Below are 26,154 nucleotides of genomic sequence, written 5' to 3' on the forward strand. Positions count from 1 at the left end.
CCAGTTTAAGGAAAGAGGCGTTTTTATAAATATTACTTTTTATAGGCAGCTTGCTTATAGAAATGGTACTCCTATGGATCAATATACCAAACCGCAGTGGTCAAAATCTGCTCTCCTGACTATCGATGTACAAGAAGATTTTACTCGGCCCGATGCTCCGGCATATATAAAAGGAACAGCCCCTATTCTGCCCAGCATCAGGAAACTCCTGGAGCACTATCGAAACGTTAATCTCCCAATTTTTCATATTGTAAGGCTCTATAAAACGGATGGGACGAATGTAGATATCTGCAGGAAAAAAAGTATTGAAGAAGGCCAAAAGATCGTTTCTCCCGGTTCCGATGGTGCAGAGCTGGCTTCAGAACTTAAACCGAACTCATCCATACGTCTAATAATCCAAGCTTATTGATGAAGGGAGAGCCGCAACAACTGGAAGCCAACGAATGGATTCTTAACAAGCCTCGCTGGGGCGCATTTTTTCAGACAAGCGTAGAGAAAATTCTTTCGGGACAGAATATCTCTACGCTTGTTGTTTCCGGGTGTAACTTTCCCAACTGTCCCCGTGCAACTATCTATGAAGTCAGTGAACGCGATTTTAGAACGGTTGTGGCTACAGATGCGGTTTCAGGTCTCTACCCTCAAGGAGAACAAGAACTTGAGAACATCGGAGTTGCTATTCTCAAAACACGAGAGATTATCAATCGGAGTTTAACCCAACAGTAAGATCCATTATTTAGCAGAAGTACTACCCTAATTTTTCTTTGTGCTCATTTAGTTAAGATAATTATAAACGAGCTCTATCCTACAGGAGTAGTAAAATAATAACAACGAGAAGCGCAGTAGTTAAGCTTATAGTCAGTACCCTGTCTGCCTGCTCCATATCCTGTTGTACGTAATCAGCAAATTCATCCAGATCCTCCCCTGCTATTCTATCATAGTTCTTGCGCCCGTCTAGCTGATTTGATTTTTCTACAATCTCACTTTTGTAGGAACGAAGCATTGCTAACTCTTCCGCCGAAAGTGAAGCTTTGGATTTTATTTTATCTATTGCAGTAAGCATCTTGTTAAGCGATTTATCTAAGATAGCACGCTTTTTTTCTGCATTTTTTTCATTCTTTACCTCTTGGACTGTTTCATTTATATGCTTTTTAAAGGTTTTGGTAACGTTAAGAGGTTGAGAAACCGCTGCCGTTTGAGATATTACAAGAAATACAATCAGAGAGAGACCTATTTTAATAGCTTTCATGGTATCAGGATTAGATTGACAAGTATTATTTGTTACTTATATTACACCTTAACTCATAGAGTTAAGGTGTAAATGTATATCCTTTATCAAGATTAAAAAAAAGCTTGCATTCTCCATGCTCTATATTCTCTTTTTGCCTTTTTGTTCCCGGGGAAACATTAAGGTGAAGGCAGCCCCCTTTCCCTCACCTTTGCTATCAACCGTTATCTTTCCTCCCATCTCGGCGATATAATTGGCACTGCTATGTAGCCCAAAGCCATGTCCCTCCTGCTTAGTAGTAAACTCCTGAGTAAATATTCTATTTAAATTTTCTTGCTTAATTCCAGAACCATTATCGGTTATAGAAAGATAAACCCAATCTTCATCCTGCCAAGATTTTATAAGAATATCTTTTTTCTCGGGAGGATTATCCTCCATGGCTTCTTTGGCGTTCTTAAAAATATTAACCAATACATGAATAAGTTTAGATCGCTGTATTACAATTGAATCGACCTCTTGCATCTCTTTCTTTACATTCAGACCGTGGCGTTCAATCGATCCGGCCTGAAGGGCCAGAGCATCATCAATCATCTCCGAGAGAGAGGTCTTATAGGCATTCATACTTGCTCCGGCATAACTCTGCTGGGCTGCAATAACGTCATTGATCAACTTAATTTTATCAGTTAGGCGTTCTATTTGATTGAGTACTTTTTTTCGGTCTTTCTTCAGCGGTTCTTCAAGCTTTAAATAATACCGCATCAGTTTTATTCCTTTTGGATTGTGGGCAATAAACTCCTCAATATCGTCAATATGTTCCCGAAGTATGCTATTTGCCTGTATTACTCCTTCGATATTTGACCGCTTCATAGTATCCTTGATCAGGGAAGCCGAAGTATTTACGCTATTTAAAATATTCCCGACGTTATGCAAAATTCCTGATGCAAGATCCGCCATACCGGCCTTGTGTGCATTTTCAACTAACTCATCTTTAGCTTCCTCAAGTTGTTTAAGTGCACTTTTCAAATCTTCATTTTTCTTATTCAATTCAGAAGTACGTTCTTTGACCTCCTTTTCGAGTCGTTTACTGTATGCTTTGATACCCCGCACTCTTTTCTGATAACCAGCATAAACTATTCCAATAATAAAAAGGGCTGAAAGCACATAAAACCAAGTAGTCTGCCAAAAAGGAGGCGTAATCGTTAGGGCAAGAGCTACCCCTTCTTCATTCCACACGCCATCATTATTTGCAGCTTTTACACGAAACGTATAATCACCGGGATCTAAATTTGTATAGGTTGCATTCCGCTGATTATCTACATAATTCCATTTTTCTTCAAAGCTCTCCATCATATAGGCATACTCATTTTGATCAGGCTTTGTATAGTTCAAAGCTACAAATTCGAATGAAAATACATTATCTCGGTAAGAAAGGGTCAATGAATCCGTCATAGATATATGCCGATCAAGCGGAGAGTCCGGGTCATTAACATTGACCGACTCGTTATATAGTTTAAAATCGGAAAGGTAGACCGGTGGGATATTAGGATTCATGTAAATATTATCCGGATCAAACAAGTTAAATCCGTTTATCCCGCCAAATAGAAGTTCACCTGTACTCAATTTTAATGCCGCATACCGCGAAAATTCGTTTGCCTGCAGTCCATCATTACGGTCATAATTTTCAAACGTTTTCTTCTTTGGATCAAAATTTGAAAGTCCCTTTATAGTTCCAATCCACAATTCTTGATTATCAGATTCCACGATAGACCTAATTTCATTACTGGGGAGCCCATCTGATTGATCATAGGTCATAAAATGATCTTCATCTTCTATATATTTTGACAATCCACTTTTAGTAGCAATCCAAATATTATTGGAACTATCCTCATAAACTTGACGTATCAGATCATCCGGTATACTGGTGCTGTCATTCTCTTGCTGAATATATCTTTTAAATAACCCTTCATTTTTAGCATCTGCCGAAAGATAATTCAAACCGTTTTCGGTGGCGAACCATAGATTTCCCCTGCTGTCCTCAAAAATATTTAGGATAGCATTTGACGATATGGCATTCGCTTGCTCTGAATTAGCCTCAAATAATTGTAACTCTTCGGTTTCGGTATTATATCGATACAGGCCTTCGGCGTTGCTAGCTATCCATATATAATCATTTTGGCTGTCGAAATGTACATCAAATACATTTTGGATGGGATATTGATGGTTTCCTATCATCTCTTGAAAAGAAACAAATCTCTTTTCTTGCCGATCAACTAGAATATTCAATCCCCCACCCCAGGTACCAACCCATATTCGTCCGGAAGGATCCTGATCAACCTCTATAACGGCATCGGAGGGTAACGAATTCGGGTCATACGGATCATGGCGATAAACTTCAAAAGTTTGTTCAGTACGATTAAAATAATTGAGACCGCCACCATCAGTTGCAATCCAGATATTCCCATCTTCTGTTTCATAAAAATCTCGAATAATCCCATTACTCAGCCAGTTTTCTTTGCCAGCGGAGGTAGTATAGTGCTTAAATTTAGAGGCATAAGGATCGGCAATATTTAACCCATTAATACCTGTACCAACCCAGTACCGTCCTGCACTATCTTCAAAAAAACAGTAAATGGAGTTACTGGAAAGACTATTAACATCTCTCGGATCGTGCTCATAGCGATAGAACTCATCTGCTTCAGGGTTATATAAATGTAGTCCCCCATTTTCATTCGTGATCCAAAACTGATCCCGTCTATCCTGTTTCATATAGAAAATATCATTATTTCCCAGGGAATGGGGATCCCCGGGGACATGGCGATAATGTACGAAGCTTGTATCACCGTTTTCTACTACCATTCGGTCAGCTCCTGCATTATTCGTTCCCACCCATAAATTTCCTTTTGAGTCGAACTGCACAATATTTAAATAATTGGATCCTAATGATTGAGGATCAGTGGGATCGTGCAAAAAGGTTTGTTCAATGGTAGCTTCTTCCGTATTAAATTTTATCAATCCATTATTTGAAGTAGTTAACCAAAGAATAGAGCTTTCTCCGACCTTCAGGGAACTTAAGTCCATGCCTTTAAAGCTACCTTTTGGAATAAATTTTTGTTGATCCGGATCAAAGTAGTAGAGACCTTCTGCTCCTCCCAACACCCATAATCGACCATTCTCATCTTCTTCAATAGCCGTGTTATTTATATAGATATTGGGATTTGCAGGAACATAAAAGGTTGTAAAATTATTTTTAGTCCGGTTATAACGACTTATACTACTACGGGTGCGAACCCAAAAGACGTTATTTTGGTCTTCATATACATCTTGCACTATATTATCTCCCAAACTAGTAGAGTCATCCTTTTTATGAATATATTCATGGAATTGAATACCATCATATCTGTGTAACCCACTGTAGGTACCGATCCACATGTACCCAAATTTATCCTGATATATATCTGTTACGGTATTGCTAAGGAGTTCTTGCTGAATATGATTAAAATTTAATTCTGGTTTCGCATCCTGAGACTGGCCTAAAGCCGGTACGTAGATTACCATCCATATAAATAAGCAAAAGCATAGTCTGACCAATCGCTTTGAAAACCCATTTATGTACCTGCTCATAAATTTTTTACTATTATAAATTAACATAACCGCTACCAATTGGTTCTTTTTCTGATAACCGAGCCTTGGAATTGCAATTGATGGATTATTTAAATATTTGTTTTCTAATAAGACTGCTGGAATACTGAAATTAAACAAGCTTATTAATTTATTTTTTTGGTATTTAAGGAGTTTGCTTTTCACCTATCCGAGGAAATGTCAAAATAATGGTAGCTCCAATCTCCTTTTCTCCCCTCTTCACTTCAATTTCGCAACCTATTTCAGATAGATAGTTTGCACTGCTATCGAGACCGAATCCGTGACTACTTTCTTTGGTGGAAAAATCCTGAGAAAATATTTTATCGATATCATTTTTCTGGATTTCAATTCCATTGACTATAATAGAAAGGTATACATTTTTTTCATCCTGCCACGTTTTTATAACGATCTTTCTGTCTTGGGAAGGGAGTTCTGACACCGCTTCCATAGCCTTTTCGAAGATATTAACCAGCATATAGAGGAGTTTCGTACGCTGAACGGCAACAGGATCTGTCAATCCTAAATCTTTTTCAATTTTCAAATTATGCTGATCAATGAATCCCTCCTGAAAGAGGAGAGCGCTATCAATCAACTCCTTAAGCGATGTCTCTTCAGTCTCTGCACCAGTAGCAACGTATTTTTGCTGTGCCTCAATAATTTCCGTCATAAGTTGAACTTTATCATCTAGCCGATTGCTATGTTTTTGTATCTCTCTGTATTCCTCAACCATCGGTTCCTCAAGCTTTAAATAATAATTCATCAACTGCTTGCCCCGGGGATCTTCTATAATAAATTTCTTAAAATTATCCTGATGTTCATCCAATAACCTATTAGCCTTCTTAAGGCTGGAAATTTTAGAACTTTTAAGAGTTTCTGCAATTTGTCCGGCTGAAATATTTACGCTATTTAAAACATTACCAAGATTATGAAGAATGCCTGTAGCTAAATCAGCCATCCCAGCTTTATGAGCCTTTTCTGACAATTCTTCCTTCGTAGAATATAACTCTTCAATGGTATTATCTAATTTCAAATTTTGTTTGTCCAAATTTAAGCTATTCTCTTTAATACGAATATTCTGCTTATAAAAAGTTCCTCCTAGATCAACCATATATGCGAGGAGAAATAATACCGTGAATAGCTCTAAATAGAAGGGACCATCCAGTTCAACCACAAAACCTGTTAGTAGCCCTCCACATAAAACCCCGCTAAGCAATGGAACGTGTGATACAACTATCTGGCGATAACCGCCAACAAGTCCATTTTGGATGACCGTGGCAAGATGCAGTGCAAATGTCCCCCAAAGAAAGAAATTGGCAAAAGGTATCCATAGGCACATTATAAAGGCTTCAATCATCATGGCTCCTTTCTCAATCTTTTTCGTTCCCGGTGCCATTTTTGATGCTAATAGAACGAGATGAGGATATATTAAAAAGGAAAGTACCAGAAATGGAAAATACCAATAGGACCATCCTCGCTCAACAACTAAAAAAGAAAGAATAAGGAATGCCGCAAGATCTCCCATCACCCGGGGCAGATATTTATCTCTGCTCAGCTGATGGGCCTCACCCAACTTAATTCCTATTATAGAAAGGGTCATTATAAATGCCAAGTTAATCCAAGTGATTTAATCTAATTTAGGCATCCGATATTTATTTTAAAAAATGATAGTACCTTTACATTCTGCTTTCCGAAAACAAATGAGATACTTTAAGGAGCCGCACCTCCTTCATCGGTACCTTCAGTATCGTTTGGGATTCTTGGAAATACCAACGTAAAAGCAGCCCCCTTTCCGTCGCTTTCCACCCTTATATCACCACCCATGCTCTGCATATAATTAGCGCAGCTATGTAGCCCAAAGCCATGACCGTCCTTTTTCGTTGTAAATCCCTGTGTGAAAATTTTATCTATATTTTTTTCTTTTATTCCATACCCATTATCAGCTATAGTAAGGTACACATTATCTTCATCCTGCCAGGTTTTTATAGTTATAACTTTATCATCGAAATCATTATCTGCCACAGCCTCCTTCGCATTCTTAAATAGATTAACCAAGATATGGATTAGTTGTGTACGATGTGCTTTAATAGCATCTATAGCATTTAGTTCTTTTTCAATAGTTAGGTCATGGCGTTCAATACTTCCAGACTGAAGGCTCAAGGCATCATCAATCATTTCCTCCAGTGACATCTGGTCGGCTTCCATACTGGCACTGGCATAACTTTGCTGGGCCGCTATAACCTCCTTAATTAAATTAATTTTCTTATTTAGCCGCTTGGATTGTTCCAAAACCTTTTTTTGCTCTTTTTTAAGCGGATCTTCAAGCTTTAAATAGTATGAGAGTAATTTTTTCCCTTTGGAACTGTTGAGTATGAAATCCTCAACCTGGTTTATATTCTTTTTAAGAAGGTCATTAGCTTGGTAAAGATTATGTAGCTCAGACTTTTGTGCGGTTTCCTCTATTACAGAGGCAGAAGTATTAACGCTATTCAAAATGTTCCCCACGTTATGCAGCACCCCTGTGGCGATATCCGCCATTCCCGCTTTTCGGGCCTTTTCCACCAACTGACTTCTCGTTTCCTTAAGTTCAGTAAGCGCTTCTTCCAAGTCACTATTTTTCTCATGCAATTCGGCCGTGCGCTCTGCAACTTTTTCCTCGAGCTGTTCATTGCGACTTCTTACACTGAGTACTTTCCATTGATAGAATCCCAAGAATAGAATAACTCCAAATGTACCGATAAATACATAGAAAGCATATGTGCGCCAGAATGGGGGCGTTATAGTCACCTCAACAGATGCTCCTTCTTCATTCCAAACTCCATCATTATTTGCAGCTTTTACTCGAAATGTATAATCACCGGGATCTAAATTAGTATAGGTAGCATTCCGCTGGTTTCCTATATAATTCCAATCCTCATCAAAACCTTCCATTTTATAGGCATACTCATTTTTATCAGGCGTCGAATAATTTAATGCCGCAAATTTGAACGAAAAAACAGATTGTTTGTGTGATAATGTTATATTATCCGCTTCCGTAATTTGATTCTGCAACGGTGAGTCGCCTCCTATTGGAACATCTTGATTAAACACCTGAAAGTTAGTAATTACCACTGGAGGAACAATATTATTTTTCCGGATGCTATCCGGATGGAATTCATTAAGTCCATTTAATCCCCCAAAATACATCCGTCCATTACTAGACTTCACTGCAGAACGACTGTTAAATTCATTTCCCTGCAATCCATCGTCAGGTGAAAAATTACTGAAAGTAGAATCCTTTGGATTAAACTTTGAAAGCCCTTCGTTGGTACCCAACCATAGATTGCCCTTAATATCTTCTAGTATACTTTTGATCATATTTGAAGGGAGGCCATCTGCTGTGGTAAATGTGCTAAATGTGCTATCGCTGTAATGAAATTGATTTAATCCACTATCAGTACCAATCCACAAACGTCCTTTGGTGTCATGCAAAACATCAAAAATATTCTTACCCCGAATAGAAGTAGAATCACCCTCCTGCTGATAAAAGTGATGAAACCGTTCTTCCTCTCTCATAAATAAGTAGAGACCAACAGCCGAAAAGCCAATCCAGATATTTCCACGTCGATCCTCATAGGTCAAACTGGGATAATCATCACTTATAGTAGCCGGGTCATTCAAATTATCGGAATTGGATTTATAATGAATTAAACTATCGGCATCGCCCCCCTCTAAATAGTTTAATCCTTCACCAAGCGTTGAAATCCAGATATCTCCTCTGCGGTCCTCATAAATGTCAGAAATATTATTTAGACTGAGGCTATTGGGATCTTCCGGTTGATGTTTATAATGGGTAAATGTTTGTTCAGATGTATTCAATACGCTTACGCCATCACCCCAGGTACCGGCCCACACGTTGTCATGCTGATCAACCAAAATGCTTAATACATAATTGCCGGCTATACTATTCTGACCTGGAACATGGGTATAGCTGGTAAAATTATTTGTTGCTGGGTCTAACTTGTTGATGCCTCCCCCATCTGTTGCCATCCAAATATTTCCCTCTGAATCCATGTCAATTTCCTGAATATTATTGTCATTCAGACTGGAATCATCATCTATCTGGGTATGATAATGAACAAATTTTTTAGCGTTTCGATCATAAAAATTTACTCCACCGCTGTATGTGCCTAGCCACATATTATTTTTGTCGTCCCGATAGATGGCATAAATAGAATCGTTACCCAGACTTTTCTCATCATATTCATTCTCTTTAAAAACAGTAATAACATTATTTTTAACATCAAAAATATTGAGACCACCATTTTCCGTCCCTATCCATAGCCGTCCTCTTGCATCCTCATTTATGGCTAAAATGACGTTATGGGAAATAGTATTCGGACTATCTTCTTGATGGGTATAACGAGTAAAATCATCGGTTTTACTGTTATAAACCGCCATTCCTCCTCCCTGCGTACCTATCCAAATTTTGCCATTAGTGTCCTTATGTAATGCAGATATTCTATTATGAGGAATGGTGGAACGATTGTCTGAATCATAAAAATATCTTGTAAAGGCATCTTTACTGATATTATATCTGGTTAACCCCCGGTATGTCCCTATCCACAAGTTTCCCTTGTTGTCCTTTTCTATGGCTGTTACATGTTCATGAGAAAGAGTGCTAGAATCTTTGGGATCATGAACATATTGAATAATATTTTTCTTATTTCTGTCTATTCTGTCAAGCCCATCGTCAGTTCCAACCCAAAGAGAACCTTCAGAATCTTCATAAAGAGAGGTTACAATATTGCTTGAGATTGAATACGGATTTGAATCAGTAGTATAGCGTGTAAAGTTATCTTTTTTACTATTATATTTGTTAAGTCCACTGAATGTTGCTATCCACAAATTTCCATCCCTATCCTTCAGAATATCTCTCACATCATTACCACTTATCGTAGTAGTGTCGGTCAGGTTATATTGATAGTGTTTAAATTCATATCCGTCATATCTGTTTAACCCATTGCGCGTTCCAAACCACATAAATCCGTTATGATCTTGATAAATAACCATAACATTATTTTGAGACAGCCCCTCATTTTGGGTTATATGTTCAAATTCTATATTACGATAGTTTTGTCCCTGTATAGAGGTTCCTATGCATAAAAAGCCTATCAGAATAGTTATAAAAGAAAAAAACTTCTTCATTTTAAATAGAGATGTATGATTTTGCCCATAAAGGAATGGCATATACCGTATCATTAACAATTGGTAGCTTTATAATAGGGTTGTAAAAATATCCAACGTATAAAGTTTTATGAGGCAATTGCTCCTTCCCGAAAACTAGCTAACCCATCAATAGTTAATTGTCTGCAAAGTTATATTTCGCTCGGGCAGTTTCCTTTAATGCTCGAATCAACTCATTTTTATCGACTGGTTTAGATACATAATCATCCATACCAGCTTGGAAACACAGATCACGATCTTCTTCCATAGCCGATGCTGTTAGTGCAATAATGGGGATATGTTCATCACTATTTTCTTCTGCTTCCCGGATTAATTTTGTGGCATCATACCCATCCATCTCAGGCATTTGAATATCCATAAGAACAAACGCATAATCCTTGTCTTCGACAGCTTTAACAGCCTCTGTTCCCGTTTCAACGATATCCACTTCAAATCCTTCTTTTTCAAGAATCTTTCTGGCGACTATCTGATTAATCTTATTGTCTTCGGCAACTAAAATATGGAGTTTTTCCAGCAATGGTCGCAAGTCTTCTGCAGATCGTTTGGGGTCTGTTGTAGAAACCTCTTCTGTTCCCTCATACTTACTTAATGGTATCGTAAACCAAAATGTTGATCCTACCCCTAATTCGCTTTCAACCCCCACTTCACCCCCCATAAGTCCAGCCAATTGTTTGGATATTGCCAACCCGAGTCCTGTCCCCCCGTATTTCCGGGTAGTTGAGGAGTCAGCTTGCTCAAAAGAACTAAAAATTCCCTTTAGTTTATCTTTTGGAATTCCGACCCCTGTATCCTTAACAGAAAATTTTATTATATGATTATTTTCATCCTCAGATTCAAGCTGCGTAATTTTGAATAAAACTCTTCCCTCTTCAGTAAACTTTACAGCGTTGCTTCCATAATTTACAAGGATTTGCCTTATTCTCGTCGAATCTCCGAGTAGTACTTCTGGTATTTTGTCCTCAATTGAATAATCAATCTCAATATTTTTTTCATTGGAGGAGAAAGAGATCACCTGTACTACCTCTTGAATAATTCTTTTTATTTCAAAAGGTATTTCTTCAATTTCCATCTTGTCGGCTTCCATTTTGGAAAAATCCAAAATGTCATTGATCACTCTTAACAGAGATTTGGCACTTGTTTTAACCATCTTGGATAGCTCGCGCTGCTCACTACTAAGGTCTGTTTCCAGCAACAGGTCATTCATCCCAATGACCCCATTCATGGGGGTACGAATTTCATGGCTCATATTTGCCAGAAATACACTTTTGGCCTCGGATGCTTCCACAGCCTTGTCCTTCATCTTTTTATACTCTTTTACCAACTCATTTAATTCTTTCGTCCGTTCCTGAACTTCCTTTTCAAGCTTTTCAGTATACGCAATAGCTTCTTGCTGGAGCTTCCATTTGTTCGTAAGCGATAATGCCGTCTGTTTTAAAGCCGTAGCATCAAAAGGCTTTTTCATAAATAATAACTTATCAGTATTGCCCAGGTTACGAACAATTTCATCCCATGAATAATCGGAATAAGCGGTACAGATTACCATCTCGATATAAGGATAATCTTCCCATATTTTTTTGATAGTTTGTATGCCGTCTATACCGGGAGGCATTCTTACATCCATAAAAACCAGAGCATAAGGATTTCCCTTTCCTGCCGCATCCTCGACCATTCGAATGGCTTCCTCTCCCTGGTATGCATGGTCTATATCATATTCAATATTCACCCCTTCATCTTCTTTGTCGGATGATGGGGTACCAAAAAGCTCATCGGCCATCTCTTGAAGCTCGACGTCTGAGTCTTTTGTATGGTTTGTAAGTATAGCCTCTATATCCTCATGAATGGCTTCATTATCATCCACTAAGAGAATATGATATGCCTGATCCATAGCTGATTTACTTGTTTAATTTGAACCCTACCACATCCTTCTATTTCTTCGCCGTCATCAGATGCTTAATAATTAGAATAATTAAATATTTGTAAAAATATCCTTTTATAAGATTAACTTAAAAAATAAATAAGTACAACATTTTTCATGTTTGACTAAAACTTTTCCAAAAAATGAATTAATCCCATGTAATCATAACGAAAAACCCGACCTTTATAAATTCTATACCTGGCAATTTAATATGGTAATTAATAATCATCATCAAAATTGGACTGGTTGTCAGTTCGATTAATCTTCCATTTTAGGCTTCTCTTTTGATCTGGGAAAAACAAGAATAAAAGTCGCTCCTTTACCAATTCCTTCACTTTCCACCCGGATTTTCCCATCCATTTCGGACATATAATTGGCACAGCTGTGCAATCCGTAGCCATGCCCTTCAGTCTTAGTGGTAAATCCATGATTAAATATCTTGGATCGGTTTTCAGAGGTAATGCCTTCCCCTTTATCAGAAATAGACAAATAAACGTGTTCCTCATCCTGATAAGTACGAATTATAATCTCTTTATCATGAGAAAGGTTATCTGCCATGGCCTCTTTGGCATTCTTAAACAAGTTAATAAGAATGTGGATGAGCTTGCTTTTCTGGACTATAACCGGTTGGGTCTCTCCAAAATCCTTGACTATATCCAAACTATGGCGGTCAATACTACCTGCTTGCAGTGTTAAGGTATCTTCAACAATCTGTTCCAGCTGTACTTGTTCATTGAGTCGCCCCACCCGGGCATAGTCCTGCTGAGTATCAATAACCTCAATCATAAGCTGTATCTTTTGATTCAGCCGCTTACAGTGGGTTTTCAGCTTTTTATGTTCTGCTTCCAGGGGTTCTTCCAGTTTTTGATAGTACTTTAGCAATTTCTTGCCACGGGGATCCTCAATAATAAATTCTTCCAGGTTATCTTTATGACTGTCCAGCAATTCATTAGCCTTTTTAAAATCAGAAAGGGAGGAATGGGTCAGAGTCTGTTTAATCTGATTGGTGGAAATGTTCACGCTATTCAAAATATTACCGATATTGTGCAGCACACCTGTCGCTAAATCTGCCATCCCCGCCTTATGAGCTTTGTGGACCAACTCATCTCTGGTTGCATGAAGTTCTTGAACTGTTTCATTTAAAGCACTGTTTTTCTCTTCCAGCTTACCGCGAATCCCAGCTAATTTGCGGGCCTGAGTAAAGAAAGAAGCTGCTGCATTGGTAACGAAGAGTATAAGACTGAGCATTGCTGCAACCTCTATATAAAATGGGGCCTCGGGCTGATATTCAAACCCCATAAAAACTCCACCTATTAACATACCAAAAGCAAACAGGAATAATGCCTTAAACATTTGCTTAAATCCTCCAATCATTGTATTGGTAATGAGTACTCCAGCAAGAAAAGCAAACGACTCCCAAATAAAGAATTGGGTAAATCCAGTCCATATACCTACCATCAACGACTCAAACATCATGGCTTTTATCTCTACCTGTTTATCTCCAGGTCTGGATTTAGCTGTTAAATAAACCAAGTGTGGATAGATTAAGAAGGATACCACCATAAACGGGAAGTACCAATATGATAGGTCTCGTTCTAAAACTAATAGCGTAATTACTACAAATGAAGCACCCAAACCCAATATCCGAGGAAGATAGTTAGCCTGCGATAACCGGTGTGCTTCGCTAAGTTTAATTTCTCGAAAATTCGATGACATTTTGTTTACCATAGCTTAGCTGTTACAACGCACCAAATATGGGGTATGTACTTGCTGCTCAGTGAAACTTCTAAAACTATCTTTCACCAGCTGAAATTCAAATAATTAAGTTAGGAACCAGTTTAAATCCAATAATATACAGCAGTCAGCCTCTATGTTATTTCCCATCAAATATCCCAAGTGAGTATGCGCCTATAGAAATAAGATAAATCTCAACTTAAATAAATAATAAGTAAGTACAATCTTTTTTCGAATAAACTTCGGGCACTTTTGTTTTTTAAATTTTAATAAACTTTTATTCCTGACATTTTTTTCAAAAATTCTATTTGTAACTGTTCTCTTCACATTACATTTTATGGAAAATTCTTTCTGAACACTTTTAAATAAAAACACGGAGTTTAATCTTTGGCATCATCAACTATAGACCGGGGTAGCTGGAACTCAAAACTGGGATTTGTACTTGCGGCTGCCGGCTCGGCGGTGGGATTAGGAAATATTTGGCGTTTTCCGACAGAGGCTGCTTCTAATGGGGGCGGAGCTTTCTTACTCATCTATCTAGCCTGTTGTTTTCTTATCGGCTATCCCGTTATGATGGCAGAAATTGGCATTGGACGGAAGACCGGTAAAAATCCTGTTGGCGCCTTTAAGGCACTCAGTACGAACAAGTTCTATCCGCTGATTGGTATGTGGGGGGTGCTCTGTGGGGTTATGATCCTCTCCTTTTATACAGTAGTTGCCGGTTGGACGGTAAGTTATGTATTTGAAGAAATCTTTTTCTTTGCGGGCTATACAGAATGGGCCGCGTGGATTGGTGATACGAGCAATGGCTGGCTTAATGCTTTCTTTTCGATTGTATTCATGTTTGCTACCGTATCAATTATTACTGGAGGGGTTAGTGATGGCATTGAAAGGGCAACAAAAATGTTAATGCCTCTCCTTTTTATCATATTATTTGTATTAATCGGATATGTTGTTCTTCAGCCCGGTAGCACCGAGGGCCTGGCCGTTTACTTAAAACCGGATTTTTCACGTATCACTCCCGAGCTTGTATTTGCGGCAATGGGCCAAGCTTTCTTCTCTCTGTCTTTAGGAATGGGAGCCCTTATTACTTATGGATCTTATCTCAGCAAGCAGGAGAATGTACCGGAAGCCGCAGCCTGGGTTACCACTACGGATGCACTCGTAGCCTTTTTGGCCGGACTTCTGATTATACCTGCTATGTACATGGCTCAGGCACAAGGTATCGCCATTTTTGATGATGGAGGAGAACTCCTTGCAGGTCCCGCGCTGATATTTCAGGTACTTCCCTCCTTGTTTCATGATCTGGGTGGAATATGGGGTATTTTTCTTGGGATCACCTTTTTCGTCTTGCTTAGTGTAGCCGCTCTAACCTCAACTATTTCACTGCTCGAAGTTCCGGTATCTTATGTGATTGATGAATTCCAGGTGCAACGCAAAAAAGCCGCTAAATATATAGGCCTCGGAATACTGGCTATCGCTTTAATCATTTCATTTGATACCTCTCTTATTGGCACCCTTGATTTTGTTTTCAGCCAGATCGGCTTACCCTTAGGAGGAATCATGATATGCCTGTTTTTGAGCTATGTCTGGAAAATTGATAGTGCAATGGAAGAACTTGAAACAGGGAACCCAGGATTCGGCAGAGGCATTGTGGGACGAGTTTGGAAAATAATGGTTATGATCATCTGTCCCCTTGTGATCTTTTATAACCTGATCAATAACTTTCTTTAAAAAAGAAAGGGCTTGTTATACTTCTGAGCTCATGGTATTTTTGAGCCAGAATTTTCAGATGAATTTAAAAAGATATATGGCCAAGGTTTCTACTTCTAACTTTCGAACCGGGATGGTAATTGAAGTTGATAATGAACTTTATTCCATTGTTGATTACCAACATGTTAAACCCGGCAAGGGCGGTGCTTTTCTTCGCACAAAGCTCAAAGGTGTTGTCAATGAAAAAAATATCGAAAAAACCTTCCGTTCCGGGGAAAGTGTAAATGAGGTGCGTGTAGAGCATCAACCTTACCAGTTCCTGTACCTCGACGGGAACCTTTATTATTTTATGAATCAGGAAACCTTTGAACAGGTCCCTATTGAAGAAGAACGGATTAATAAATCTGAGTTTATTGCAGAAGGACAAGTCTGTACTCTTGTAGTTGATGTAGATAACGAGCAAATACTTTATGTATATCCACCAGACCATATCGTTGCAGAAGTAGCCGATACACGTCCCGGACTTAAGGGAGATACGGCACAAGGTGGAAGTAAACCTGCAACGCTTACCTCAGGGGCAACTATTCAGGTTCCCCTGTTCATCAATGAAGGAGAAGAAATAAAAGTCGATACCCGAACCGGCGAATACATTGAACGTGTAACATCAAATTAATCAGCTATCATGGATTTAAAAGTAATTGAAAACCTTCTTGATCTCATTGCCGAAAGTGAAGTCAATGAAGTTTCTATTGAAGAAGGAGACTTTAAGATTAAAGTTAAAAAGAAAGCCGATATAGAACAGCAGGTTCCGCAACAGTTGCCGGTACAATACCAAGTTCCTGCACAGCCACAGGCGCCGCAGCAACCGGCTCAACCACAACAAGGGCAGCCTGCTCCCTCCTCCCAACAGCAGGCCAGCAGCGAAACGGCAGAAGAGTCTTCATCAGAACCTTCAGGCGAAGTTGTTAAATCGCCTATTGTAGGGACATTCTATCGTTCTCCCTCCCCTGATGATGATGTTTTCGTTAAGGTTGGAGATCAGGTTGAACAAGGACAGACCCTGTGTATTGTGGAGGCAATGAAGATAATGAACGAAATTGAATCCGATTACGCCGGTGAAGTGAAAAAGATTCTGGTAGAAGACGCCGAACCGGTAGAATATGATCAACCCTTATTTATCATCGGATAAAAACAGACTTTCATGTTTAATAAAATTCTTATCGCCAATAGAGGCGAAATCGCTCTTCGTATTATTCGTACCTGTAAAGAAATGGATATCAATACGGTTGCTGTCTTTTCTACGGCAGACCGAGACAGCCTGCATGTTAAATTTGCTGACGAAGCCGTCTGTATCGGCCCTCCGCCAAGCAGGGAAAGTTATCTTAAGATTCCCAGAATTCTCTCGGCAGCAGAAATAACCAATGCCGAAGCCATTCATCCGGGCTACGGCTTTCTCTCCGAAAATGCTAAATTCTCCCGTATTTGTGGGGAGCATGATATTAAGTTCATCGGTCCCTCTCCTGAGGCCATTGATGCAATGGGAAATAAGTCCGTTGCCAAAAAAACCATGATTGAAAGTGGTGTTCCGGTGGTACCGGGCAGTGAAGGATTGATAGAATCGGTGGAAGAGGCCAAAGAGATATGTGATGAAATTGGCTACCCGGTTATTATTAAGGCATCTTCCGGAGGCGGAGGACGCGGAATGAGGGTTGTCCATGAAAAGGAAAATCTGCAGCAGAACTATAACATGTGTAAATCGGAGGCTGAAACCGCTTTTGATGATCCCGCAGTATATATAGAGAAATTTGTACAAGACCCCCATCATGTGGAGATTCAGGTTCTGGGCGACCAGCATGGAAATGTTATTCATCTCGGGGAACGGGACTGTTCGCTGCAACGACGCCATCAAAAGATTTTGGAGGAATCCCCCTCTCCTCTTATGACGCCCGAACTGCGCGAAGAGATGGGACAAGCAGCTATCGACGCAGCTAAAGCCGTTGATTACGAGGGTGCTGGTACTGTAGAGTTCCTCGTAGATAAAGATAGGAAATTCTACTTTATGGAGATGAACACCCGTATTCAGGTTGAACATCCCGTCACAGAAGAAATTACCAATTATGATCTTGTAGCTGAACAGATTAAGGCAGCTGCAGGCATAGAAATGGAGGATAGAGAATTTAAAATGAGAGGGCATGCTATTGAATGCCGGATTAATGCAGAGGATCCGGAACACAACTTCCGTCCATCAGCCGGTAAAATAAAAGTGTTCCATCTTCCAGGGGGGCATAGTGTACGCGTTGATACTCATGCTTATGCTGATTATAACATTCCTCCCCATTACGATTCGATGATTGGCAAACTTATTGTTAGTGCTCCAACCCGGGAAGATGCTATAAAGCGTATGAAGCGATCGCTGGAAGAGTTTATCATAGAAGGGGTTAAAACAACAATACCCTATCATCTCCAGCTTATGGATGATGAAAACTTCAAAAAAGGTGAGTTTAATACACACTACCTGGAAGAATTTGATTTTAATCCTGATCCCAATAAGAAATAACCACTTTATGAGTTATCCTGAGGACCTAAAATATACCAAAGAACATGAATGGCTACGAGACAACGGTGATGGAACAGCTACAGTTGGTGTTACTGATTTTGCCCAGAGTGAGTTGGGTGATATTGTCTTTGTAGAGCTTGAACCCGAAGGTACTGAGTTTGAACAAGATGAGGTATTCGGAACCGTTGAGGCTGTTAAGACTGTATCTGAGCTATTTGCTCCAGTTGCAGGAGAAATTATGGAAATCAATGAAGCATTAGAAGCGGAACCAGAACTTGTAAATGACGATCCGTATGGGAATGGATGGATGGTTAAAATTGCTGTTACCAATGAGGGGCAGCTCGATGAGCTTATGACTGCCGAGGAATACAAGGAAATTGTAAATTAATCTTAAAAATTACCGGGTATCTATAAAAAGGACCCTTTTTTATTATAATATTATTTTATGCAGCACCGACCTTCCGACTGGATTCTAATCCTTGATTACGGATCCCAATACACCCAACTTATAGCACGTAGAATAAGAGAATTTAATATTTATTGTGAAATTCATCCCTTCAATAAGGATCTTTCCGACTTTGAAAATAATTTGCCCAGCGGTGTTATTATGTCGGGAGGCCCCAGCAGTGTTAATGATGAGGACGCTCCCTACCTGAATACAAATGTCTTTGACTTTGAGGTCCCTGTATTGGGTATTTGTTATGGGCTCCAGATTTTAGCCCATCATATTATCCCCGGTAGTGTGGAAAAAGCGGAACGACGAGAATTCGGCCGATCTGACCTTATTGTCGACGACGACAGTGATCTACTAAGCAATATCCCGGAAGAATCCGTGGTTTGGATGAGTCATGGCGATCATATAAAAAAACTTCCTGCGGACTACGAAATAATTGCCCACACTGATAATGCCCGGGTTGCAGCCGTACGCCATGTAAATGAAAAAATATTTGGGGTTCAATTTCATCCGGAAGTAGTTCATACGGTCTATGGCAAGCAAATACTTAAGAATTTTGCTCTTGACATTTGTAAACTTGAAGGTACCTGGACCGCAGAATCTTTTATTGAATCGACCGTAAAAGAGATTCGTGAACAGGTTGGAAATGACCGGGTAGTCTGTGGACTTAGTGGTGGTGTGGATTCTACCGTGGTCGCCTCCCTCATTCATGAAGCCATTGGTGACCAACTACAATGTATTTTTGTAGATAATGGGTTACTTCGTAAAAATGAATTTCAAAAAGTACTGGATCTATACGAAAAGGAACTTAACCTGCCGGTAAAAGGTATCGACGCTTCCGATCAATTTTTAGAGGCCTTAAAAGGAGTTACTGATCCCGAGAAAAAACGAAAGATTATCGGAAACGTTTTTATCGATGTATTCGATGAGGCTATCAGCAACGACAAGAGTTTCAAGTTCTTGGGTCAGGGCACCCTTTATCCGGATGTTATTGAGAGTATTTCTTTTAAAGGTCCCTCTGCAACTATAAAATCACATCACAATGTAGGCGGACTTCCCGAAGAGATGAATCTATCACTGATTGAACCAGTAAGGGAATTATTCAAAGATGAGGTCCGAAATGTCGGACGCAAGCTGGGGATTCCGGATGGTTTTATAAAACGCCATCCCTTTCCAGGACCCGGACTGGGTATCCGCATTTTATCGGATGTTACCAGGGATAAGCTGACACTGTTGCGTGAAGTAGATGATATTTTTATAAGTGAACTTCGGAGTCAGGATCTGTATGATGAAGTCTGGCAGGCCCTGGCGGTACTTCTCCCGGTACAAAGTGTAGGTGTTATGGGAGATGAGCGTACTTATGAATATACTGCTGCCTTACGGGCTGTAACCAGCGTGGATGGCATGACGGCTGATTGGGCCCATCTTCCTCATCCTTTTTTAGCATACGTTTCCAACCGGATTATCAACGAGGTGCCGGGTATTAATCGCGTGGTATATGATGTAAGTTCTAAGCCCCCTTCTACTATTGAATGGGAATAAATGACAGAACAAAATGAGCTGAAAGAAGTTAAAGTATTCTATGAGGCTATTTAAGAATTACAACTATCAGTTACTTCCGTTTTACTCAATACTCATCCTTTGCCTGACGATCAGTGCTAATGGAACTCTTATAGCACAAGACGCCACCTTTGATGAGGCATTGGACCATTACGAGAACGAAGAGTATGCCCAGGCTGCAAATCTATTTGACAAGGTCCACAACACACGAGGCTTGCTTTTTGCAGGAAAAGCCTATTTTGGCATGAAAGATTTTGCTACGGCTGAAAGTCGCCTCCTTCAGCTTAAAGAAAACACTGATCTTACTCCTCTTCTCGTAGAAGCCGATTATACCCTTAGTCTTATCTATTTCAAACAGAAAAATTATTCTGATGCCCTTATAACTCTTTATGATCTGTCTGAACAGGAAAATCATCCGGAAGTTGCATCACAAAGCAGCTACTTTTATGAAGATTTACTTAAATTCCTGACCTTCGAACAACGGAACGAGATCATGGATCAGGCAGATAATGAAACCATCCTATTTGATCTCACTTCCAGCGCAATGGGACGAGTAGAGTATAATGACGCGAAGGTGCTTTTTGCAAAATTACGCAATAATACAAGAGATATCCCCTCTTCTGAATTAGAAGAACTCTCTTCGATTCTTGAACGTAAAACAGAATATCAGCAATTAAGTGATAAAAGGTCATTAGAGGTTCCTGATAACTTTACCTATAATATTGGAGTGGCTTTACCCGCTTATTCAAACGACACGGATAACTATAGAGTAGCACAGGGATTATACCTGGGTTATACCCTTGCTGTAGAAGAGTTTAATAAAGAGCAAAATTTCAACACGAGACTTACCTATCAGAATACCGGCATTGAAGTAGATTCTGCACGACAGGCCCTAGAAACTCTTTCAACTATTGCGGGTGTAGATGCCGTCATTGGACCTCTATACTCTGAACGTGCCCAATCAATGGCGAAAGTAACCGATAAGTATAAAGTACCTGTTGTCGCTCCTTTGGCAAATGCTTCTGCTATTGCCGAAGAAAGCGAATACATCTACCAGGCAAATCCTACCTTTGAGGTTCATGGTAAAAATATGGCTCACTTTGCCTTCGATGAATTAGAGCTGAATAAAGTGGCTATCATTGCTCAACAGGGATCACTCGGGGAATTATCTGCCCGGGCATTCCGGGATGAGTGGGAAGAGTTGGGGGGAGAAGTGCCCTACTATTTTATTGAAGATCTTGCTGGACGTGGACATATTCTCTCTAAATATACGCGTTATTTTAAGGAAGAGCGTGACCCGACGGTTGAATCTGCAGTATCAGCAGTATATGCCCCTTTTACCGGGAATACATCTTCGGCCCTTATTGATCTTTTATTAGGTCAATTAAATACCAATGAAAGTACTGTTACAGTATTAGGGTCTCAGCAATGGGCCAACACTAATGTTTCCTCCGGCAAGATTGGCAAACGACCGGTATATTTTACTGAAAGCTTTTACACAAACCCGAATAATTCAGAAATTAATTCTTTCAAAGCAAAATTCCGGCGACGGTTTGATCGTCCGGCTAATCGTTTTGCAATGATTGGTTATGACACCACCACTTTTTTATTGAAGGCACTCAAAGAAGCTGTAAACCCAGCTAAGCTTCAAGAAGCATTAAAAAAGCAGCCCATACATCGTGGACTCATTACGAACATTGAATTCAAGGATACCAATATTAATCAACAGTTGATGATCTTTAGGTTAACAAACGAGGGCAGTCATCCTATAAACTAATAATGGACTCCTTCCCTCTTATTCGCTTCTATTATTATTATTCCTTTCCCGCTCCTCTTTAAGGCGATATTGCTCATTTAGCCATTGCCTCCATTCAGCACTTTTGCGTTTATGTTCCTCAAAAGTTTCTGAAAAATTATGGTTCCCTTCTGGAGCCGCAACCATATAAAGATAATCATGCTCTTCTGGAAATAAAGCCGCTTCTATAGAGCTCTGAGAAGGATTAGTAATAGGCCCCGGCGGTAATCCCTCATGTAGATAGGTATTATATGGATGTTCAACTTTGTAGTCTTCATACAATAATCTCCGGCGCTCTCCTACCGCGTAATTCACTGTCGGGTCAGCCTGCAGCCTCATTCCCCTATTCAAACGATTCCAGTATAACCCACTAATAGTTTTTTTCTCATCATTCTGACTCGCCTCCCATTCGATAATTGAAGCCAGAATGATCGCTTCATTCATCGTAATATCTAGCTCATCTAGTCGCTCTCTATACTGTTCGGTAACCTTCTGATTAAAAGTTTTAAAAATACGTTCCACTACTTGTTCGGATGAGGCTGTCCAGTAAAAGGAATATGAATCAGGATAAAGATGTCCGATGACTTCTGTTGTATCTATGCCATGTTCTGCCAAAAATGTAGAATCACTTAAGGTTTGGCTTAACGCAAGAGAATCAAAACGGAAGGATTGATATATCCTTTTTTTAACATCCCAAGGAGGCCGGCCAGGTAATAGTGTAAATTGTATAGGGTCCTGAAGTCCCCGCCCCATTCTTGAGAATAGCTCATTATATGAAGTGCCTTCCTCAATACGATAATGCCCCGCCTGAAAACGCCGCCACCGAAGAGTATTGATAGCCCAGTTAAATTCCTGAATATCCTCAATCAATCCTTTCTCCGTTAGAATTTCTTCCAGTTTTTCCGGACTGTGTTCATCATCCAGATACAGATCAACTAGCTCATCAGTATCCAAAGCAGGGTCTTGATAAAGGCGTGTCCAGCGGGATTCACCAACCAAGAATACAGCTATACCGAAGAGAAGAACTGCTATCAGGATCTCCTTAGAGATATGTCTATTATTTTGTGGCAATGAACAATCTCCGCTATCGTCGCTGCAATTTGGAAAGTAATCTTAGCAGCTCGATATAAAGCCATACAAGCGTAATCATAAGCCCAAATGAAGTATACCACTCGAAATACTTTGGTGCGTTAGATGCAACCCCTTGATCGATCATATCAAAATCGAGGACAAGATTAAGGGCTGCTACTCCGACAATAATCAGGCTGAAACCGATCCCCATCAATCCGCTGCCATGAATAAGGCTTATATTAATCCCAAAAAAGCTAAGCACAATACTGGCAATATATACCAAAGCGATTCCCCCGGTAGCAGCCACAACTCCCATACGAAATTTTTGGGTAACCTTAATAAGTCCCGATCGGTATGCCATAAGCATAGCGGCGAAAGTTCCTAACGTTAATAGTACTGCATTAAAAACAATACCATCGTACATGTTCGCATATTGCAGGGAAATTCCTCCTAAAAAAAGTCCTTCAAGTCCGGCATAGACAGGGGCGGTAACGGGCGACCATTCCTTTTTAAAGACAGTAGCAATAGCAACGATAAATCCTCCGATAGCTCCTCCCCAAATAAACAAGGGGGTGGGTTGATACCAACTGATAGAAGCCCCTAACAGTAAAATGAGAAATAAAGCTACAGTTTTATTTATAGTACCGCTTAATGTCATACTCCCTTCGCCAGGAGATACACGTGCTGCTTCTTGAAAGGTCTTTTTTGTTAGCGTTGGATTCGCTGTTCTCATAAATAAAGTTAGTTTATAATTCAGGCCAAATATAGCATCTGTTTGCTAAGAATAACAACCGAACCGGTAAAATAATTTATTTGGAAAAACTTGTAACAATATCTTTTTACTCACGTATATATTTATGTCATACATTATTTCTAAACGTTATCTGTGATATAAAACAGAAGTTCATTGGATTTATAATGCAAATGAATAAGATACCACTTATTCTACTAGCCATAATCTAATGAATAACGATTTGGAACAAGAACTTTTGGACGCTCCTATGTCCAAATGCCCTAAAGAAGCCAGGCCCTCAGTCTTGACCGATTGAGGGCCTTTTTATTTTTTGAGTTCCCAAAACTATTCCCTATATATTTTGGTTCATAAGTTAGCCTGAACCTATAACTTAAAATTCAAACAGTGCTGATTAACCATAGCTCATCTAATTCAGTTCATTTACTATTAATATTTACATTTCTCTTAATCGGATTACATTCAACTTCTTTTGCCCAGCAGCAGGATGACAGTCTACGTGTAGAGCTCGATCCTATTAACGTTACAGCTATTCGTTCCACTATTGGGGTAGCCGATGCTCCCCTATCGCTTCGGGTAAGTAGCAAAGATCTTGAGACTATTAATCACAGTGCTTCTCTTTCATTGAAAAGCATAGGTGATGATTTACCCGGACTCTGGATTGGAGACAGGCAAAACTATGCCCTTGGAGAACGAATGACCATCAGGGGAATTGGTTGGAGGGCCCAGTTTGGCGTACGGGGAATGCAGGTTATTCTCAACGATATGCCTCTTACTATAGCCGACGGACAAGCTATGACAAATATCATTGATCCCGCTTTTATAAGGCGGGCAGAACTTATCCGCGGTCCGGCGGCCACATACTGGGGAAACAGCAGTGGCGGGGTACTGTATCTCTCTTCTATCCCAAACTACGGCCCTGGTACCCATGGACGATTTCGTACGATGGCAGGATCGTTTGGTACATATAAACAGGAAGGGGAAGTTTCCTTTTCCTCAGAAAATCACCAACTCTCCGCCTATACCAGTTATTTAACCTCTGACGGTTTTCGTGACTATAGCGCCGTAGAAATGTTGCGATCAGGCATTACCGGTTCGGTGAACCTGACCTCAAAAAGCGAACTAAAGTACCAGGCTGCAGGTATTTTGATGCCAAAAGCACAACACCCCAGTAGTCTGAGCAAACAGGATGCACGAGAAAACCCCACGATGGCAAGTTCCTATTTTGAAAGTGCCCAGGCCGGTAAAGAAATTTCACAGGGTCAAGCCGGATTGAGTTACATTCTGGACACTTCAGTAGGAACACTCAATGTAACAGGGTACGGAATCTACCGTGACCTTCATAATCCCCTGCCCTTTGGCATTATCACGGTTGACCGAAAAGTAGGCGGCCTTCGTGCCACACTGGATCACACCCTTAACCAATTCGATTTGCAGTGGGGTGGTGAAATTAAATTCCAAAATGATGACCGGGTGGAATATGATCATGCCGGAGGAGGAGAACGCGGAGATATTACCGTGGATCAGGTAGAAAAAGTACATAACCAGGCCTTGTTTATGAACTGGAACTATAGTCTGGGCGGTGTAAATGTTTTAGGAGGTATTCGTTACGACCGGATGAACTTTTCTACCGATGCCCCCAGTCGGGATCAGTCAGGTGAACGTACATTTGATTCAGTTAGTCCAAGTATAGGGTTAAGCTATCAACCACAATCCTATACTCTTTACACTAATTTAAGCACCTCCTTCCAGGCACCAACGACTACAGAACTTGTTAACCGACCAGGCGGAGGCAATGGATTCAATCCCGATCTAAAACCCGAAAGCACCGTAGGACTTGAAGCCGGAATTCGAAGTAACGGTTCAAATCAATTTGAGTATGATGTAGCAGCTTATCACTTGTGGATCTATGATCTCCTTTTCCCCTACCAGCTGGAAGACGGAGGGGCGACCTTCTATCGCAATCAGGGAGAAACGTCACACCTGGGAGTGGAGGGCTATATCGGTTACCAGATGGGAAGAAACTGGGAAATAACGGCTACAGCCAATATTATGGCAGCAGAATTTAAGCAGGCTCAAACTCTTGATAACGAGTCTCTGGAAGGCAACACCATACCGGGTATCCCGAGACACAGGCTTAATTCAACTCTTCGCTGGTCTCCTGATAATTTCTTAGGTACCCTCTCCTATGAGTATGCCAGCAGCCATCCGGTTAACAACCTTAACACAGAACAAAATGATGCCTATAATGTTTTGGACCTGAAAATAAGTTATCAATTGACTTTTCGGGAAAATGGGATAATGCTTCAGCCCTTTGTTAATATCAATAACCTGCTTGATGAACGCTACAATGGCTCTGTAGCCATCAATAATCCCGGTAACCGATTCTATGAGCCCGCACCGGGACGTAATTGGCAGGGAGGTCTTTCCGTCAATTTTTAGTTGGTATTTTAAATTATTCTAACTTTATCCGTCTGTTAAAATGAGTATTTTATTTTACATTATTTAACAGACGGA

The 26,154-nt window shown here is 40.0% G+C and carries 18 protein-coding genes; 10 read left to right on the plus strand and 8 right to left on the minus strand.

Annotation, left to right across the window (positions count from 1 at the left end):
* The first annotated feature begins 73 nt into the window (after nucleotides 1–73).
* Together ABEB05_RS03465 and ABEB05_RS03470 are read left to right on the plus strand one after the other, a co-directional pair.
* The gene (locus ABEB05_RS03465) at nucleotides 74–409 is read left to right on the plus strand and encodes an isochorismatase family protein (protein WP_265787550.1); all 336 of its coding nucleotides are present in this window, start codon (nucleotides 74–76) and stop codon (nucleotides 407–409) included.
* Nucleotides 409–723 (plus strand): isochorismatase family protein, encoded by a 315-nt coding sequence (locus ABEB05_RS03470; RefSeq protein WP_265787551.1) that lies wholly within the window; start codon nucleotides 409–411, stop codon nucleotides 721–723. Before ABEB05_RS03465 ends, ABEB05_RS03470 begins: the two co-directional genes overlap by 1 nt.
* A 79-nt stretch (nucleotides 724–802) precedes the next feature.
* On the opposite strand, the gene ABEB05_RS03475 is transcribed toward ABEB05_RS03470, so the two are convergent.
* The 6 genes from ABEB05_RS03475 to ABEB05_RS03500 all read right to left on the minus strand — a co-directional run bounded on the left by ABEB05_RS03475 (nucleotide 803) and on the right by ABEB05_RS03500 (nucleotide 13,718).
* The gene (locus tag ABEB05_RS03475; protein WP_265787553.1) at nucleotides 803–1,246 is read right to left on the minus strand and encodes a hypothetical protein; all 444 of its coding nucleotides are present in this window, start codon (nucleotides 1,244–1,246) and stop codon (nucleotides 803–805) included.
* Nucleotides 1,247–1,366: 120 nt separating this feature from the next.
* On the minus strand, nucleotides 1,367–4,780 hold the full coding sequence (locus ABEB05_RS03480) for a two-component regulator propeller domain-containing protein (RefSeq protein ID WP_265787555.1): 3,414 nt from the start codon (nucleotides 4,778–4,780) through the stop codon (nucleotides 1,367–1,369).
* 229 nt (nucleotides 4,781–5,009) lie between these two features.
* Nucleotides 5,010–6,461, minus strand: a complete 1,452-nt coding sequence (locus ABEB05_RS03485) for an ATP-binding protein (protein WP_265787557.1) — start codon at nucleotides 6,459–6,461, stop codon at nucleotides 5,010–5,012.
* A gap of 110 nt (nucleotides 6,462–6,571) precedes the next feature.
* Nucleotides 6,572–10,048 (minus strand): two-component regulator propeller domain-containing protein, encoded by a 3,477-nt coding sequence (locus ABEB05_RS03490; RefSeq protein WP_265787559.1) that lies wholly within the window; start codon nucleotides 10,046–10,048, stop codon nucleotides 6,572–6,574.
* Nucleotides 10,049–10,202: 154 nt separating this feature from the next.
* On the minus strand, nucleotides 10,203–11,972 hold the full coding sequence (locus ABEB05_RS03495) for a response regulator (protein ID WP_265787561.1): 1,770 nt from the start codon (nucleotides 11,970–11,972) through the stop codon (nucleotides 10,203–10,205).
* Between the two features lie 288 nt (nucleotides 11,973–12,260).
* A complete protein-coding gene (locus ABEB05_RS03500) occupies nucleotides 12,261–13,718 on the minus strand; it encodes an ATP-binding protein (protein ID WP_265787562.1) in 1,458 nt (485 codons plus the stop codon).
* A gap of 405 nt (nucleotides 13,719–14,123) precedes the next feature.
* Here ABEB05_RS03500 and ABEB05_RS03505 point away from each other — a divergent pair, with 405 nt between their 5' ends.
* From ABEB05_RS03505 to ABEB05_RS03535, 7 genes are read left to right on the plus strand one after another with little or no spacing between them, the layout of a single operon-like run.
* Nucleotides 14,124–15,470: a sodium-dependent transporter gene (locus ABEB05_RS03505; protein ID WP_265787564.1), complete on the plus strand. Its 1,347-nt coding sequence runs from the start codon at nucleotides 14,124–14,126 to the stop codon at nucleotides 15,468–15,470.
* Between the two features lie 58 nt (nucleotides 15,471–15,528).
* Nucleotides 15,529–16,122 (plus strand): elongation factor P, encoded by a 594-nt coding sequence (gene efp, locus ABEB05_RS03510; RefSeq protein ID WP_265787565.1) that lies wholly within the window; start codon nucleotides 15,529–15,531, stop codon nucleotides 16,120–16,122.
* A 9-nt stretch (nucleotides 16,123–16,131) separates the two neighbouring features.
* Complete coding sequence (gene accB, locus ABEB05_RS03515; protein ID WP_265787566.1) at nucleotides 16,132–16,638, plus strand: acetyl-CoA carboxylase biotin carboxyl carrier protein; 507 nt, start codon at nucleotides 16,132–16,134, stop codon at nucleotides 16,636–16,638.
* Between the two features lie 12 nt (nucleotides 16,639–16,650).
* Nucleotides 16,651–18,006: an acetyl-CoA carboxylase biotin carboxylase subunit gene (accC, locus tag ABEB05_RS03520; RefSeq protein WP_265787567.1), complete on the plus strand. Its 1,356-nt coding sequence runs from the start codon at nucleotides 16,651–16,653 to the stop codon at nucleotides 18,004–18,006.
* Nucleotides 18,007–18,013: 7 nt separating this feature from the next.
* Complete coding sequence (gcvH, locus tag ABEB05_RS03525) at nucleotides 18,014–18,394, plus strand: glycine cleavage system protein GcvH (protein WP_265787568.1); 381 nt, start codon at nucleotides 18,014–18,016, stop codon at nucleotides 18,392–18,394.
* A gap of 57 nt (nucleotides 18,395–18,451) precedes the next feature.
* Nucleotides 18,452–20,002, plus strand: coding sequence for a glutamine-hydrolyzing GMP synthase (gene guaA, locus ABEB05_RS03530; RefSeq protein WP_265787570.1), 1,551 nt, complete (start codon nucleotides 18,452–18,454; stop codon nucleotides 20,000–20,002).
* Nucleotides 20,003–20,042: 40 nt separating this feature from the next.
* Nucleotides 20,043–21,797: an ABC transporter substrate-binding protein gene (locus ABEB05_RS03535; protein WP_265787572.1), complete on the plus strand. Its 1,755-nt coding sequence runs from the start codon at nucleotides 20,043–20,045 to the stop codon at nucleotides 21,795–21,797.
* A gap of 18 nt (nucleotides 21,798–21,815) precedes the next feature.
* Here the strand turns inward: ABEB05_RS03535 and mltG are convergent, their stop codons facing one another.
* A complete protein-coding gene (gene mltG, locus ABEB05_RS03540; protein WP_265787574.1) occupies nucleotides 21,816–22,886 on the minus strand; it encodes an endolytic transglycosylase MltG in 1,071 nt (356 codons plus the stop codon).
* Between the two features lie 13 nt (nucleotides 22,887–22,899).
* Complete coding sequence (locus ABEB05_RS03545) at nucleotides 22,900–23,619, minus strand: Bax inhibitor-1/YccA family protein (protein ID WP_265787576.1); 720 nt, start codon at nucleotides 23,617–23,619, stop codon at nucleotides 22,900–22,902.
* A 405-nt stretch (nucleotides 23,620–24,024) separates the two neighbouring features.
* Here ABEB05_RS03545 and ABEB05_RS03550 point away from each other — a divergent pair, with 405 nt between their 5' ends.
* Nucleotides 24,025–26,079: a TonB-dependent receptor family protein gene (locus tag ABEB05_RS03550; RefSeq protein ID WP_265787578.1), complete on the plus strand. Its 2,055-nt coding sequence runs from the start codon at nucleotides 24,025–24,027 to the stop codon at nucleotides 26,077–26,079.
* The last annotated feature ends 75 nt before the right edge of the window (nucleotides 26,080–26,154 follow it).

Origin of the sequence: Fodinibius salicampi (assembly GCF_039545095.1) — a bacterium.
Classification (GTDB): domain Bacteria; phylum Bacteroidota; class Rhodothermia; order Balneolales; family Balneolaceae; genus Fodinibius; species Fodinibius salicampi.

Bases quoted from the DNA above. Each gene is read 5' to 3' on its own strand.
- ABEB05_RS03465 (WP_265787550.1), top strand. From the start codon at position 74: ATGGATCAATATACCAAACCGCAGTGGTCAAAATCTGCTCTCCTGACT.
- ABEB05_RS03470 (WP_265787551.1), top strand. From the start codon at position 409: ATGAAGGGAGAGCCGCAACAACTGGAAGCCAACGAATGGATTCTTAAC.
- ABEB05_RS03475 (WP_265787553.1), bottom strand. From the start codon at position 1,246: ATGAAAGCTATTAAAATAGGTCTCTCTCTGATTGTATTTCTTGTAATA.
- ABEB05_RS03480 (WP_265787555.1), bottom strand. From the start codon at position 4,780: ATGGTAATCTACGTACCGGCTTTAGGCCAGTCTCAGGATGCGAAACCA.
- ABEB05_RS03485 (WP_265787557.1), bottom strand. From the start codon at position 6,461: ATGACCCTTTCTATAATAGGAATTAAGTTGGGTGAGGCCCATCAGCTG.
- ABEB05_RS03490 (WP_265787559.1), bottom strand. From the start codon at position 10,048: ATGAAGAAGTTTTTTTCTTTTATAACTATTCTGATAGGCTTTTTATGC.
- ABEB05_RS03495 (WP_265787561.1), bottom strand. From the start codon at position 11,972: ATGGATCAGGCATATCATATTCTCTTAGTGGATGATAATGAAGCCATT.
- ABEB05_RS03500 (WP_265787562.1), bottom strand. From the start codon at position 13,718: ATGTCATCGAATTTTCGAGAAATTAAACTTAGCGAAGCACACCGGTTA.
- efp (WP_265787565.1), top strand. From the start codon at position 15,529: ATGAATTTAAAAAGATATATGGCCAAGGTTTCTACTTCTAACTTTCGA.
- accB (WP_265787566.1), top strand. From the start codon at position 16,132: ATGGATTTAAAAGTAATTGAAAACCTTCTTGATCTCATTGCCGAAAGT.
- accC (WP_265787567.1), top strand. From the start codon at position 16,651: ATGTTTAATAAAATTCTTATCGCCAATAGAGGCGAAATCGCTCTTCGT.
- gcvH (WP_265787568.1), top strand. From the start codon at position 18,014: ATGAGTTATCCTGAGGACCTAAAATATACCAAAGAACATGAATGGCTA.
- guaA (WP_265787570.1), top strand. From the start codon at position 18,452: ATGCAGCACCGACCTTCCGACTGGATTCTAATCCTTGATTACGGATCC.
- ABEB05_RS03535 (WP_265787572.1), top strand. From the start codon at position 20,043: ATGAGGCTATTTAAGAATTACAACTATCAGTTACTTCCGTTTTACTCA.
- ABEB05_RS03545 (WP_265787576.1), bottom strand. From the start codon at position 23,619: ATGAGAACAGCGAATCCAACGCTAACAAAAAAGACCTTTCAAGAAGCA.